Raw genomic sequence first — 14075 nt, 5'->3', positions numbered from 1 at the left:
TTATGAACGCATCAAATACTTTAAAGAAACTGGGAATTGAGCAGACATTCAATTATATTTACAAGGATCCGGATAAGCATATGCCGAAGATGATGGACTGGGCGGACAAATTTGCTGATGGTGAATTTATTTCTCAGAGAAAAATTATTCGGGAAGCAATTACAGATCCGGAACATCCTTATTATAGCTATATCCGCCGTCTTTTTAAAGAGGTAGATCCCAATGTGACTAAGACACTTGCCGTGAATCTTTTTATTAATGCCAGTCTGGTTGGCTGGAAAAAGGAAGAAGAACTGAGAAAGAAGTATAACTGTAATATTCCATGGGCTATCCTTCTGGATCCCACATCGGCCTGTAATCTGCACTGTACTGGTTGTTGGGCAGCGGAATATGGACACAAATTAAATCTTACTTATGATGAGATTGATGATATTATCTGCCAGGGAAAAGAATTGGGCGTTTATTTGTACATTTACACTGGTGGGGAGCCGCTGGTCCGTAAAAAAGACTTGATTCGGATCTGTGAAAAGCATTCGGATTGCGTATTCCTTTGCTTTACAAATTCAACATTGATTGACGAAGAATTTGCGGATGAAATGCTCCGTGTAGGTAATTTTGTACCAGCCATTTCTCTGGAAGGATTTGAAGAGGCAACTGATGGACGACGTGGAGCTGGTGTATATCAGAAAGTACGTAAAGCCATGGAACTTCTCAGAAGAAAGAAACTGATTTATGGAATTTCTTGCTGCTATACCAGTGCCAATTATGATTCAATTACATCAGAGGAATTCTATGATACATTGATTGAAATGGGCGCCTATTTTGTATGGTATTTCCATTATATGCCGGTAGGAAACGATGCTGTTCCAGAGTTGATGCCTACACCGCAGCAGCGTACCGGAGTTTATGAGAAAATCCGTCGTTATCGTGCCACAAAGCCATTATTTGCACTGGATTTTCAGAATGATGCAGAATATGTTGGTGGATGTATCGCTGGTGGTCATCGCTACTTACATATTAATGCTAACGGTAATATCGATCCTTGCGTATTTATCCATTATTCAGATTCTAATATTCGGGAAAAGACGCTTCTGGAAGCACTGCAGTCACCGATGATGATGGCTTACCATGATAATCAGCCATTTAATGATAATATGCTTCGTCCGTGTCCTATGCTGGAAAATCCTGACAAGCTTCGCGCAATGGTTGAAAAATCAGGAGCTCACTCAACAGATCTTCAATCTCCAGAAACAGCAGAACATCTTTGTGCAAAATGTGACCAGTATGCGAAGAATTGGAAGCCAGTTGCAGATGAACTTTGGAAAGAGAACAGAGCGAAAAAGGGAATCGCAAATTAAAGAAACAACTATGAATTTGAATATCAAAGTATTTATTCAGGTAATCGGAAAAAAGATGAAAGGAAATGAAAAATGAATAAAAGTAAACGATTTTTTACATCGGAGTCTGTCACAGAAGGGCATCCAGATAAAATGTGTGATGCTATTTCAGATGCCGTGCTGGATGAATTGTTGAAGCAGGATCCTATGAGCCGGGTGGCGTGTGAGACGGTAACGACTACGGGTCTTGTTATGGTAATGGGAGAAATTACTTCCAATGCATATGTAGATATCCAGAAGGTGGTTCGAGATACAATCAGGGAAATTGGATATACAAATGCAGAGTATGGTTTTGATGCAGATACCTGTGGTGTGTTAACAGCCATTGATGAACAGTCGGCAGATATAGCAATGGGTGTGGATAAGGCTCTTGAGGCAAAAGAACATAATTTGTCGGATGAAGAGATTGAAGCCATCGGAGCCGGAGATCAGGGGATGATGTTTGGATATGCGACGAATGAGACTAAGACGTATATGCCCTATCCCATTGAGCTTGCACATAAGCTGGCATTGCAGCTGACAAAAGTACGAAAAGAAGGAATACTTCCATATTTGAGACCAGATGGAAAAACCCAGGTAACTGTAGAATATGATGAAAAGGACAAACCACTCAGACTGGATGCCGTAGTGCTTTCTACACAGCATGATCCGGAAATAACACAGGAACAGATTCAGTTGGATATTAAAAAATATGTGTTTGACGAAATCCTGCCTGGTGGAATGGTGGACGAGAATACAAAATTCTATATCAATCCAACAGGCCGTTTTGTAATAGGTGGACCGCATGGAGACAGTGGATTGACAGGCCGTAAGATTATTGTAGATACATATGGAGGATATGCGCGGCATGGTGGTGGAGCTTTTTCGGGAAAGGACTGTACTAAGGTAGATCGCTCTGCATCATATGCGGCCCGTTATGCGGCAAAAAACATTGTAGCGTCAGGGTTGGCTGAAAAATGTGAGGTGCAGCTTTCCTATGCTATTGGTGTAGCACAGCCTACCTCAATTATGGTGGACACGTTTGGAACAGGAAAACTTTCAGATGAGAGAATTACGGAGATTGTAAGAGAGAACTTTGATTTCCGCCCAGCTGGTATTATCAAAGAATTGACTTTAAGAAGACCTATTTACAGACAGACAGCTGCTTATGGACATTTTGGAAGAGAAGATTTGGATCTTCCATGGGAAAGGCTGGATAAAGTAAATGAATTAAAGAAATATTTGTAATAGTATAAAAATGGCACAGGAGGATTATGAGATGAATGTTGCGATTGTAACAGACAGCAACAGTGGGATCTTTGAAGAAGAAGGAAAGATTCTAGGTGTCCATGTCATTCCAATGCCGGTGATTCTGGAAGGGAAAACATACTATGAAGGCATTGATTTAACTCATGAGGAGTTTTATCAATGCCTTGAGGAAAAAAGAGAAGTTTTTAGTTCTCAGCCTTCACCAGCAGAAGTTTTAGACATGTGGGATAAACTGCTCTTATCCGAATATGATGAGCTTGTATATATTCCAATGTCCAGCGGACTTAGTGGTTCCTGTCAAACAGCTCAGGTACTGGCACAGGATTATGAAGAAAAAGTACAGGTGGTTGATAATCATCGCATTTCTGTCACCCAGAGGCAGTCCGTGTTGGATGCACTGATGTTGAAAGAAAAAGGGTGTTCTGCAAAAGAAATAAAAGAAGCCTTAGAACAAACTGCTTATGAATCCATTGTCTATGTAGGCGTGGAAACCTTAGAATATTTGAAAATGGGAGGACGTGTCACTCCGGCGGGAGCTGCCATGGGCACATTGTTAAGTATAAAACCACTGCTTGTAATTGCCGGGGAACGTTTAGATGCCTATGCAAAAGTTCGTGGAACAAAAAGCTGTAAAAAGCGTCTGCTTATGGAAATGAAAACAATTGCAGATGAATTTCATAAAAATAGTGATGAGATATATGTTGGCGTCGCAGGGAGCTTCGGAAAAAAAGAAGAACATCAGGAATGGATGGAAATGGCCCAAGAGATGTTTCCTTGGGAAGATGTTAAATACGATCCGCTGACTTTCAGTATCAGCTGTCATGTAGGACCAGGGGCTTTCGGTATGGGGATAAGTAGAAAAATAAGAATTTAGAATAAGTGGGGAATCAAATGAAGCGTTCATGGTTTAGAGCATTGCTCTTGAGACGAGTACAAGTATTATTCTTGTTGATTTTACAACTTTGCTTTTTGTTCTTTATTTTTCAAAATGAAAGCTTTATTGCACAAGTATTACGAAGCGTTGTTCATATAATCAGTGGGTTTCTTGTCCTTTATATCATTTCTAAAAAGGACAAAGGGGCCAATAAAGTAATCTGGATTTTTTTGATTTTATTGTTTCCGTTGTTTGGAAGTCTGTTGTATATCTTATATAATTTTCAGGCATCTACAAGAAAATTTGAACAGAAAATATTTCAGATCGGACAAAAGAACAGAACCCTTTATGGATTACCTGGAAGTGCAGAAAAATCTGCATATTATGAGGCTCCTGCTCATATACCACAGATCCGGTATCTAAAGTATGCTGGTTTTCCTGTTTATGATGATACCCAGACTGAGTACCTTTCGCCGGGAGAGAAATTTTTTCCTATTTTCCTGGAGGAATTGAAAAAGGCACAAAAATATATTTTTATAGAATACTTTATTATAAAAGAAGGATTGATGTGGCAGTCTATTTTGGATATTTTGAAAGAAAAGGTTTCTCAAGGTGTTGAGGTGCGAGTTATTTATGATGATATTGGATGTTTTCTCGCACTACCGAAAGACTATGCGATGCAATTGAAAAATATTGGTATTAAATGTGAAGTGTTTAATCCATTTCGTCCTGTTCTTACGGCTATTCAGAATAATCGGGATCATAGGAAAATTACTGTAATTGATGGGAAGGTTGCTTTTACTGGAGGCTTAAATCTGTCTGATGAGTACATCAATACTTATGAAAAACATGGGTATTGGAAAGATGCAGTTATACAAATCAAAGGGAAAGCTGCATGGAGTTTGACATTAATGTTTTTGGAAATGTGGGAATTATGTTGTGGAATACCAGATGACATAGAGTGCTTTTTCCCAAAAAATGAAGTAGATGAAAGAATAGAATCAGATGGATTTGTACAACCCTATTCGGATAGTCCTGTGGATAATGAAAACGTGGGAGAACATGTATATCTTCAGATTATAAATAATGCTAAGGATTATGTCTATATCTGTACGCCATATTTGATTGTCGATGACAGCATGGTATCTGCATTGTGCTTAGCGGCTAAAAGCGGTGTAGATGTGCGGATTATCACTCCTCATATTTATGACAAGGCCTTGATTCATTTGACTACACGATCATTTTACAGGGAATTGATATATGGTGGTGTGAAAATATATGAATATTCAAAAGGATTTATGCATTCTAAAATATTTGTTTCCGATGACCAGATAGCGACTGTAGGAACAACGAATTTAGATTTTAGAAGCCTCTATCTGCATTTCGAATGTGGAGTATGGATGTATAACAGTAAGGCAGTATTACAAATTAAAAAAGATTATTTTGATACATTGAATGAGTGCACGCAGATTACATTAGAAGAGTGTATAGAAAGGTTGCCAATAAGGGTATTTCAGGAAATCTTGAGAATATTTGCCCCACTAATGTAAAGAGCACCGTCAAGTTGAAGCGGTGCTCAATCTAATCGGGTATTATGTCCTTGAAGATTCGGACAATTCAAGAAATGCCTGCTTCAAAGAATCTCCAATCAAATCAGTAATACGAGTAACTGACTTCAAAAGGTCAAAGTTCATGTTTTTGTCCAGCCAATCTAATGTGTATCCAAGAAGGCAACATTTATAGTACTGTATTAGGATAGTTTTATCTTCAGAAGGAATATTCAAATCTTTGGTAACAGTATGTACATATTGAGTTACTGTGTAGAGTATGATTCTTTCTAATTCGCTTTGGAATATATCTCGTTTCACAGAACGGTATATATGGAGCATGGCTTTTTTACGTTTTAAGCAACGCTCAACAATTGGAATCAAGCAATCCGTCGGTGAACCAAAATGTCCGTTAGTCTGGATGATTTGATCTACATCAGATTTTATCGTAGTTTCCAGAAGCTCAGGAATGTCATGAAAATGATAGTAAAAGGTGTTTCGATTGACTTGGCAGAGTTCTACGATATCCCTTACAGTAATCTTGGTGTAGGGACGTTCTTCCAACAACTGCCAGAAAGCATCTATGATGGCAGATTTTGTATGGTTCATATATATCAACTCGCTTTTTGTTTTTTTATATCGTAGCATAAAATGTCGAAGGATACAATGGTGTAGAATAATGAAAAAATTCGGAAAGATGATAAAAGGTATTTTGAGAATATGGTTCTTTTATTTGATAGTATGTCTGGTGATCCCGCCGCTGTATCACAAACGAGCTGATGAAGAAAACAGAGAGTGTGAAAGGGCGTTAAATATGGCTGGACAGGAGAGGATATTAAATATAGAAAATAATGTGGATGCGTTGGTGTGGCGGCTCCGTTTAATCGAATCGGCAAAAGAAAATATCGTGCTTGCAACTTTTGATTTTCGTGACGATAACAGTGGTCAGGATATGATGGCTGCACTATTAAATGCTGCAGATAGAGGTGTAAAGGTTCAGATATTAGTTGATGGCATAAATGGAACATTATATTTGAGAGGAAGTAGAAATTTTCGGGAACTTACGTCGCATGAAAATGTGGAGGTTAAGCTATACAATCCTATTACGCTGATAAAACCGTGGAAAAATAATTACAGAATGCATGACAAATATTTGATTGCAGATGATTTTGCATATATCCTTGGCGGAAGAAACACAGATGATTTATTTCTTGGTAATTATATCGACTCATATAATGAGGATAGGGATATTCTGGTCTATGAAACGGTTCCGGGTGAGGGTAATTCTTACAATCAGATTCAAGATTATTTCAAAAATATATGGAATCTTTCCTGCTGTAGAATGTCTGGAAAACATGAAGGAATTAATGGCAGATTAAGAGAACACTATCAGGAAGTCAGAGAAAAATATCCAGAAGCTTTTTGTGAAATCGATTGGTTTGAAGAAACGATTGAGACAGAAAGTATTGAACTTTGCACCAACCCTTTAGATCCGTATAATAAACAGCCACAGGTTTGGGACAGGATGGTAAATAAGATGAAAGAAGCGGACAACATTGTGATACAAACCCCTTATGTTATATGCAATCAGAAAATGTATGGTGATTTGAAAGCAATATGTTCGAAAAGTGTGAAGACAGAGTTGATAATCAATGCGGTAGAAAGTGGTGCCAATCCTTTCGGATGTACGGATTATTTGAATCAGAAGAAAGCTGTGAGGCAAACAGGAAGTTATGTGTATGAATATGTTGGAACCCAGGCATTACATACAAAGACTGTATTGGCAGGAGATACGCTCAGTATAGTAGGATCCTGCAATCTTGATATGAGGAGTGTGTATCTTGATACAGAAATGATGCTGTTTATAGAATGCAAGGAACTTAATGAAACTCTCCGTGGACATACAGAGAAATTGAAACTGAAAAGTAGACAAGTTGCTCCGGACGGAACGATTATTGATGGAGAAAATTATCAAATAATAGAACAGAGTGTAGGAAAAAGGATTTTTTATGGAATCCTGCGCATTTTAATTATTCCGTTTCGACATTTGCTATAAAAAGCAGAAATAGTAAATATTATTGATGAATGTGAGAGTTTACTAAAACTGGGAGGAGTAAAATATGAAAACGTTGAAAAAAATAAAGCTGGATATGTGGATAAATGCAATCATGACGGTATTGCTTGGAGTTTTATTCATAATAAAGCCCTATGATTCATTTAAAGTGATTGCAGTGATTGCAGGTATTATGATTTTGTGCAGTGGGATTTTTGATTTGTTCTATGATTTAAAATTTCGGTTGAATACTTATTTTATGCAGGGATTGTTATTTGAAGGCATTTTGAAATGTATTTTGGGAATCTTTATCATTACACATGCTGGAATTACAATAGTGTTGTTTTCTTACGTGTTTAGTATTTTCATCATAATCAATGGAGTAATCTGTATGGAGACGGCTGTTTGTATGAAAGACATATTTCATGTGCGCTGTACATCATATGTTATTCTATCATGTATTATTATTCTGGCTGGAATTAGTATGATGTTCTTTTCACCGGATACAGTTTCAGCCGCTGCATTAATGGCAGGAATTATCTTCATTTTAAATGGCATTATTGACATTATTATATTATACCGATTGAGTAAAATAGGTAAAAAATATGCTCTTGAAATGAAGGATGTGTTTGATGAAGTAAATGGAAATATAATAGACGAATAGATATAAGAAATATCTTGTGATTATAATTATGAATGAGAAAAGTTGGATGAAAATCAGAAACAAAGAAAAAAAACAAAAGAGTGAGAAAAAGTCAGAAATAAAGCTAAAGAAACTCACTCCTTTAGCAGCAATTATTCTGATGACATTGATTTTTTTTGTGATTGTAAGAAAATCAGAAGAACCTTTGTCTGTAAAAACGATATTGAGGTATACACCTGAAAATATGATTTTGGCTGCGTGTGTTTTAGTTTTGTTCTTTGCTCTCAAAAGCCTTACAATTATGTTTCCATTGTCGATTTTATATTTGAGCAGTGGAGTTCTGTTTACACCATTTATAGCTGTGATGGTAAGTATGGTTGGATTGGCGACAACCATTACAATTCCTTATTGGATCGGAAGATACAGCGGTGAGGATATTATACAGTATATTGGGACTAGATATCCCAAGGTTCAACAATTGGCAGGATATCAGAATGAAAATGCTTTTTTTGTATGCTTTATAACCAGAATTGTTGGATTTTTGCCAGGTGACATTGTCAGCCTGTATTTTGGCGCTTGTGGAGTGAAATTCACCACTTATCTGACAGCAGGAATAAGCGGTTCTTTGCTCAGTATTGTTACTACTACTTTGCTTGGAACTAAGTTGAGCAATCCGTTTTCAATAGAGTTTATCATGGTATTATTATTAAGAATTTTGGTTTCTGCCGGAACTGTAGTCTTGAAACACTATATGAATAAAAGAACAGGAGAGAAATGAGAAAAATGAATAGAATATTAAAAGTCAAGAGTATATTGTTTCCAGCTCTAGGATTAATCTGTATATTGTTTTCTGATAGAGTAACTCTTCTGTTACCTTATTTATTAGGAAGTGCTATGGTACTTGTAGGTACTCTGATGTTAGTAAGCTATTTTAAGGAAAAAAAGTTTTTTGAAAAGCAGGCTGACGAATTAGCATATAGTATTATGATGTTTATTATGGGGGTTGCATTTCTGCTGAAAGGATCCAGTTCGTTGGAGGCATTAGGAATTACTTGGGCAATTATCGGTATAAGAAAGGCATCTAAATCATTGAATGCGGCAATTAGGCAGTTCTTTTGTAGAAATAATAATTGTGTTATACCAATGATAGAATTTTTGGTACGAATCACGCTAGCATTACTTCTTCTGTTTAATCCGCTTGAAAAGTTTTCGAATCATGTGGTTATTTTAGGATTAGAACTGATAGCAGTCAGCATCCCTTTTGCAAAATTATTTCCACATACAAGAGATGAGTCCGTGTAGTTTAAATTATATCTATGTTATTCGGTTCCAAAAGAGGCGTTTTTCTGATGTGAAAGTAGACTTTCTGAAGTTATCTGGAAAAGTTGTAGCTTTTCCATGGAGATTATGTTAATGCGAAATTATTACTCTGTCGTTAAGGACTGTTGGTTAACATTAGAGTGGGTATATGATCCATTGAAGGAATAATGACGGTATAGAATATTTAATACAGATGCACGTATGAGCAATTAAAATGTAGGATATAAGAAAGAAGATGATTACATAGGATATATTATATTGGCTGAATTTGATGAGGATGAAAAACCAATTCTTCAAGAATTATTTAGATGTATTGGAAAGGCATCCAGGGTTTAAGCGATATCAATTTCAACAGACATTGGTTTTGGAATTTGATGAATTAGAAATACGAGTAGATAGTAGAAAAGTATATCATCATGGTAAAGAGATTTTTTTGACTTATACAGAATTTGAAATGTTGGTTCTTTTAGCGAGAAATCCAGGTAGGGTATTTAGTAAAGACCAGATCTATGATATGGTATGGAAAGAATCTTACATCGGTGATTACAATATTGTCACAAGTCACATTAGTCATATTCGTGAAAAAATAGAAGATGATCCGGCTAATCCCATTTACATCCAGACAGTCTGGGGCGTCGGATACCGATTTAATCAAAAAATTGGCAGTGTTTCCTGAAGTGAGAAGTACTGCCTGTTTTCTCTCATAACTCATGTACAGAATTTGAAACAAAAGGTTTTTCCTGATCCTGTGGAGAAATTTGGAGATACTCTTCCATATTTCTTTTTATCTGTTCTAATTCTTTTAAACTGCTTGCAGATGTTTTATGTTGTGAAGATAATTGTTTCTTCCGTAAATTCAGATCGTCGTACAGTTTTTTCATATTTTCCAGTTTCATATGCTGAGAGTCAATTCCCATATGTTGGAGCATATGTTCCGCACCGGCAAAAAGAATAATTTGTGATTCATATTTACGTAGAAATTTGTCTTTGTCTTTCACTTTTTCATAGCGGTCATTATAAGGCTTATTTTCGTGATACTGTTCTGTAAATTTGATAATTTCGGACAGCTCCCGGAGCTGGTGTTCAATGGAAATGATACTGATGTTGGCTGTCTGGGTTTGTTTTTTCAGAGCATTGATACGCTCATTCAATTCTGCAAAATTATGAATGTTTTTAGAATTCATGATACTGTATGTGTGGGCAGCAATTTTCAGATTTTCTTTGGTAGCCCATTTCCTCAAGCCAATGTTTTCAGAAATCTTTGTTGCATCTGTGGTTGTGTCGATAAGTTGGCTCATTTGGTTAGATTGGGTAAATAGGCTTCTTCGTTCTTTTTTGTTTTCTATTCGTTCTTTAATCCGCTCTTTTGTAAAATTTCCACCCAATGATTTGGAACTGCCCCGAACAAAGCGATCTTTGCCTGCAGGACGGAAAGCGATATATTTACCACCGCTTTCATTCAGCGAAGTGTTTTTCATTTCATAGCCTTTGGCATTCATCAGTGCGATAAAATCATTATAAGTGGAAGATGCTTTAATTGCCTGATTAATATCCTTTCGTATTTGAGTTTTCCAGCCTTTTTCATTTTGATTAGCAGACCATTCATTGTATTTCATGCCACGATTTTCTGAATATTTGATGACGGAAAGACCGTGTTCTGTACATAATCTGTCACTAAGTTTTCGGATGTACCAGTAATTTTTTCTGCAGTCGTGATAGTGGTTGTGATCAATATTGTCAGCAGCACAGAATATCAGATGATTGTGTACATGACCTTTATCAATGTGAGTGGTCAGTACATAAGAGTATTTTCCTTCTAGAAGTTGGTCTGCTAATTCTTTTCCAATGGTATGTGCTTCTTTAGGGGGAATCTCTCCCGGAGAAAAGGCCTGTATTAGATGAAAAGCCTTATTTTCTCTGATTTGCCCATCAGAAAGAAGCTGTTCACGTGCATGGTCCAATGTGTACTTAAAATCTAAAGCTGCAGTCTCCGGTGAGCAGGCGAAAGATGAGACATAAATCTGTTCATTAGTCTTGACCGGATTGCAGATATATTCTATTGCTTTATCAACGGTTGCTTTGATACCATGGATTTTTGTAACTGCCATATCTGATTCATCAACTCCTTTATCTCTTTCATATCTTTTTTGTAAATGGTATTTGTGCTGTTCACTCGTTTGGCAATCTGGTTCAGATTGCTTCCAATGTTGCCAAGCAAGGCATTCATTTCCCGGATGTGGGAGTAGTCCACATCATAGACAAAACCATAAAGCACCAGTTTCCGGAGAAATGCGGATTTACTTTTCATTCTGGAAAGTCGGAATTTTTCATTCAGGATGTATTGTTCGTCATCGTTAAGGTAAAATTGTACGGGGTGTTTACGTATTCTTTCTGCCATTTTCATTCCTCATTTCTTTTTTTGAGCAGGTAAAAAAGGTACAAAAAAACTGTTGCAACTTGTTCGGTTTACAACAGTATGATAACTTTATGTTCGGTTGTTTGGGCATATTTGTCCATGCACAATTGTAGCAAAGCATCGGAATACAGTCAAGTGAAGAAAAAATAAAATCAGAAAAATCAGAAAAAACAGAAAAAACAGAGAGGGCCAGGGAAACTTCCCTGATCTATTTCCATAAATCGAGCAGGAGGGCGGGCAATGGAAATAAGCCGGTTGTCATGACACCGGCAGTGCTTGCTATATTGTTGTGTAATGTAATTATATGTTGAATGATATAGAATATTTCATTATACTATAAATATAGGAATGGATACTCGTTTAACTAGCGGAAACTATAGAGGATAAAATATGAGCGGCGGAGAGGGAATACAATTCAGTATATACAAAATAGATTATCAGGAAGTAAAAAAGCAACACACTGTTACATTAAAGGAAACAGAACCGACATATGCAGTGGATATGTGCTGTTTTTTGTTGGAAGAAATTAAAAAGAAAATTTCTCAAAAAGAGAATCCAGATATATGGAATGTTGAACATGAAAGTTTTAGAGGAATAATATACAGAACATATCATCATCCAGCATGGGAAGAGATGGCAAAAGATTTATTAATGGAGTGCCTGAAAGATGAAAATCAAGTTGATTCATTGATGCTTAATGTGAATGTTTCATACGTCCTTTTCTATGTAAATAATAATTGCATTTATGTAATGACAGGTGGATATGGTAGCCATTTGATAAAAAAATACATAGAAAAAAATTGGGGGCTACATTTAATGCCTAAATTAGTGAAAAGTGATGCAGGGGTAATAAGACAATTAAAGGAAAATAATCTATTTGGTAATACGAGTTCCATGAGTAAAGCAAATCGTAAGACAACCAATATTACATTAGAACAAGATATGAGTACCATATTTAGGGAATTGTCAGTTGAAGTTGATCAAAATATTGGTAGTAAAATGGGAATTGTCTATAGTGAAGAAGTCTCTGTTAATAGAAAAACAAGTGTCATATTAAAAGATTCTCTGGTACTGAGAAAACATCTTACATTGAGCGAATTGAAAAAAGTAATAGAAGCAATTGAACGTGTTGAAAAAGAAACAGATAATTTTTCATTAGGATACTTCATACAAGCTAAGAAAAGAGGCATAAAAACGAGTGAATTATTAGATGAATTAATAAATCATTTTATTGATGGCAAGTATGATAATTTTCAATTGGTGGGTGATGATTATCTTGCTTATTATACGTCTGCATCAGAATATACTTTGACTACAGAAGCCGGAGAAATTTATTATTCTGCATCCAATCCCATTGAACTTTCTGATATTTTTGAGACATTTAAAGAGAATGAAAAAAAAGTGACAAAGTCCTTCCTAATTAATTTTTTAAAAAAATGGAAAATATGTTCCCAAGATTCATCAGGTGAATTTGTTTTATACCCTATTACAATTATGAATTCTATTCAAGGTTTTATTGAATATGGTGCAGAAAAGATACCATGTTATATTTTTCAGGGACAATGGTATTGTATGGATGAAAAATATAAAGGAATATTACAAAGTGAATTTGATTGCATTTATGATGGCGAGTATGAGAAAGTAAAAGAGATTAAAGCAAAATTTGGCCTTTGTAAAAGTGGGCTTACAGAGGATAGGTATAATAACGATTTTTACGAGAATGATAATATAATCGTAGGACATAAAGCACTGATATCAAATTTTGAAATTGCAGATTTATTTTTCTGGGATTCTGAAAATATTTATCTGATGTGTAATAAATATCATTTTGATGGAAGCGGAAGTAGAGATTTGACGAATCAGATTCGTGCGTCTGCGGACTTTTTGCAACATCAACTGGCATCGCTTCAAAAGAGTAATTTTATTAAAGCATTATATAAAAAAATAGAAGAGTTGTATGTTTCAAAAAAGAAAACGATTCCCATAAAAGAGGAAGATTTTGAAAATATGTTTAATTCAAAAAGGATATGTTATATAGCTGGCTATATAGAGGGGTTCCGTAAAGAAACGGATTCTTTATATGCAAAATACTTAACAGTAGATTTGAACAAAAAGATGCATGAAAAAGGATTTATGTGTATATCAATGGGAATTGGTGATTAGTGTGTTCCTATTTAAGTTTAAGCATTAACTATTTTAGAGAGTACTATTATTGCTTGTAAATTATTTAGGTTATGTATAATTATGTCTCGGAAAAGTTACAGCAGTAAAAGAAAAATAAGCAACAGTCTGAAAAACAGATTGCTGCTTATTTTATGTCTGTCCGGCCTAACAGATATTCGCATGAAACATTGAAATATTCTGCTATAGCAACCACCTCATAGTCGGGAACAAAGCGGGTTCCCTGTTCAATTCTCAAAATGGTTAAATCGTTGAAGTCATAACCGGCAAGCTGGAGTTGCTCGGCCAGAGCTTTTTGCGAGAGTTGCTTATCAGTCCGTAATTCCCGGACCCGCTTCCCTATGCGGTTTTTGGAATTTGTTTCCTTATCCCAGTATATTATCATTCTATCACTCA

Annotated in this window: 14 protein-coding genes; 10 read left to right on the top strand and 4 right to left on the bottom strand. The window is 35.9% G+C overall.

Translation table 11 applies throughout. From position 1 onward, the window contains the following. Positions 1–2: 2 nt before the first annotated feature. The 4 genes from QOX44_RS13250 (at position 3) to cls (ending at position 5069) form a co-directional block, all read left to right on the top strand. A complete protein-coding gene (locus QOX44_RS13250) occupies positions 3–1358 on the top strand; it encodes a radical SAM protein (protein ID WP_283683673.1) in 1356 nt (451 codons plus the stop codon). A 72-nt stretch (positions 1359–1430) separates the two neighbouring features. Beyond that, entirely contained in the window at positions 1431–2624 is a 1194-nt protein-coding gene (gene metK / locus QOX44_RS13245; protein ID WP_118346883.1) for a methionine adenosyltransferase, read from the top strand. 31 nt (positions 2625–2655) lie between these two features. After that, positions 2656–3519 carry a DegV family protein gene (locus QOX44_RS13240; RefSeq protein ID WP_227149307.1) on the top strand — a complete coding sequence of 288 codons (864 nt, stop codon included), beginning with the start codon at positions 2656–2658 and terminating at the stop codon, positions 3517–3519. 17 nt (positions 3520–3536) lie between these two features. Beyond that, positions 3537–5069: a cardiolipin synthase gene (gene cls, locus QOX44_RS13235; RefSeq protein WP_283683671.1), complete on the top strand. Its 1533-nt coding sequence runs from the start codon at positions 3537–3539 to the stop codon at positions 5067–5069. A 42-nt stretch (positions 5070–5111) separates the two neighbouring features. Here cls and QOX44_RS13230 read toward each other — a convergent pair whose 3' ends face one another. Next, complete coding sequence (locus tag QOX44_RS13230) at positions 5112–5675, bottom strand: TetR/AcrR family transcriptional regulator (protein ID WP_075758611.1); 564 nt, start codon at positions 5673–5675, stop codon at positions 5112–5114. A 70-nt stretch (positions 5676–5745) separates the two neighbouring features. Between QOX44_RS13230 and QOX44_RS13225 the strand changes: the two genes are divergently transcribed. From QOX44_RS13225 to QOX44_RS13205, 5 genes are all read left to right on the top strand, one after another. Beyond that, positions 5746–7122 carry a phospholipase D-like domain-containing protein gene (locus QOX44_RS13225; protein WP_075758612.1) on the top strand — a complete coding sequence of 459 codons (1377 nt, stop codon included), beginning with the start codon at positions 5746–5748 and terminating at the stop codon, positions 7120–7122. A gap of 64 nt (positions 7123–7186) precedes the next feature. Further along, positions 7187–7783 (top strand): HdeD family acid-resistance protein, encoded by a 597-nt coding sequence (locus tag QOX44_RS13220; protein ID WP_075758613.1) that lies wholly within the window; start codon positions 7187–7189, stop codon positions 7781–7783. A 46-nt stretch (positions 7784–7829) separates the two neighbouring features. Then, a complete protein-coding gene (locus QOX44_RS13215) occupies positions 7830–8540 on the top strand; it encodes a TVP38/TMEM64 family protein (RefSeq protein WP_283683666.1) in 711 nt (236 codons plus the stop codon). 5 nt (positions 8541–8545) lie between these two features. Continuing rightward, entirely contained in the window at positions 8546–9064 is a 519-nt protein-coding gene (locus QOX44_RS13210) for a DUF308 domain-containing protein (RefSeq protein ID WP_283683664.1), read from the top strand. Between the two features lie 382 nt (positions 9065–9446). Then, positions 9447–9758, top strand: a complete 312-nt coding sequence (locus QOX44_RS13205) for a winged helix-turn-helix domain-containing protein (RefSeq protein WP_283683662.1) — start codon at positions 9447–9449, stop codon at positions 9756–9758. A 25-nt stretch (positions 9759–9783) separates the two neighbouring features. Here the strand turns inward: QOX44_RS13205 and QOX44_RS13200 are convergent, their stop codons facing one another. Both QOX44_RS13200 and QOX44_RS13195 read right to left on the bottom strand, forming a co-directional pair. Beyond that, on the bottom strand, positions 9784–11190 hold the full coding sequence (locus tag QOX44_RS13200) for a relaxase/mobilization nuclease domain-containing protein (RefSeq protein ID WP_283683660.1): 1407 nt from the start codon (positions 11188–11190) through the stop codon (positions 9784–9786). Continuing rightward, positions 11139–11480 carry a plasmid mobilization protein gene (locus QOX44_RS13195; protein ID WP_283683659.1) on the bottom strand — a complete coding sequence of 114 codons (342 nt, stop codon included), beginning with the start codon at positions 11478–11480 and terminating at the stop codon, positions 11139–11141. The genes QOX44_RS13200 and QOX44_RS13195 overlap by 52 nt, the downstream gene beginning before the upstream one ends. Before the next feature lie 408 nt (positions 11481–11888). Here QOX44_RS13195 and QOX44_RS13190 point away from each other — a divergent pair, with 408 nt between their 5' ends. After that, positions 11889–13661, top strand: a complete 1773-nt coding sequence (locus tag QOX44_RS13190; protein WP_283683657.1) for a DUF6119 family protein — start codon at positions 11889–11891, stop codon at positions 13659–13661. Positions 13662–13806: 145 nt separating this feature from the next. Here QOX44_RS13190 and QOX44_RS13185 read toward each other — a convergent pair whose 3' ends face one another. Further along, entirely contained in the window at positions 13807–14064 is a 258-nt protein-coding gene (locus QOX44_RS13185) for a helix-turn-helix domain-containing protein (RefSeq protein WP_283683655.1), read from the bottom strand. Positions 14065–14075: the final 11 nt, after the last annotated feature.

It is taken from the genome of Parablautia sp. Marseille-Q6255 (genome assembly GCF_951230155.1).
In the GTDB taxonomy this organism is placed as follows: domain Bacteria; phylum Bacillota; class Clostridia; order Lachnospirales; family Lachnospiraceae; genus Choladousia.
Note: the sequence above shows the minus strand (reverse complement) of the source record. Positions and strands in the feature narration are given on the sequence as shown.

What these genes read in the sequence shown, in the direction of transcription:
- QOX44_RS13250 (WP_283683673.1), top strand. Translation starts at nt 3, where the DNA reads ATGAACGCATCAAATACTTTAAAGAAACTGGGAATTGAGCAGACATTC.
- metK (WP_118346883.1), top strand. Translation starts at nt 1,431, where the DNA reads ATGAATAAAAGTAAACGATTTTTTACATCGGAGTCTGTCACAGAAGGG.
- QOX44_RS13240 (WP_227149307.1), top strand. Translation starts at nt 2,656, where the DNA reads ATGAATGTTGCGATTGTAACAGACAGCAACAGTGGGATCTTTGAAGAA.
- cls (WP_283683671.1), top strand. Translation starts at nt 3,537, where the DNA reads ATGAAGCGTTCATGGTTTAGAGCATTGCTCTTGAGACGAGTACAAGTA.
- QOX44_RS13230 (WP_075758611.1), bottom strand. Translation starts at nt 5,675, where the DNA reads ATGAACCATACAAAATCTGCCATCATAGATGCTTTCTGGCAGTTGTTG.
- QOX44_RS13225 (WP_075758612.1), top strand. Translation starts at nt 5,746, where the DNA reads ATGAAAAAATTCGGAAAGATGATAAAAGGTATTTTGAGAATATGGTTC.
- QOX44_RS13220 (WP_075758613.1), top strand. Translation starts at nt 7,187, where the DNA reads ATGAAAACGTTGAAAAAAATAAAGCTGGATATGTGGATAAATGCAATC.
- QOX44_RS13215 (WP_283683666.1), top strand. Translation starts at nt 7,830, where the DNA reads ATGAAAATCAGAAACAAAGAAAAAAAACAAAAGAGTGAGAAAAAGTCA.
- QOX44_RS13210 (WP_283683664.1), top strand. Translation starts at nt 8,546, where the DNA reads ATGAATAGAATATTAAAAGTCAAGAGTATATTGTTTCCAGCTCTAGGA.
- QOX44_RS13200 (WP_283683660.1), bottom strand. Translation starts at nt 11,190, where the DNA reads ATGGCAGTTACAAAAATCCATGGTATCAAAGCAACCGTTGATAAAGCA.
- QOX44_RS13195 (WP_283683659.1), bottom strand. Translation starts at nt 11,480, where the DNA reads ATGGCAGAAAGAATACGTAAACACCCCGTACAATTTTACCTTAACGAT.
- QOX44_RS13190 (WP_283683657.1), top strand. Translation starts at nt 11,889, where the DNA reads ATGAGCGGCGGAGAGGGAATACAATTCAGTATATACAAAATAGATTAT.
- QOX44_RS13185 (WP_283683655.1), bottom strand. Translation starts at nt 14,064, where the DNA reads ATGATAATATACTGGGATAAGGAAACAAATTCCAAAAACCGCATAGGG.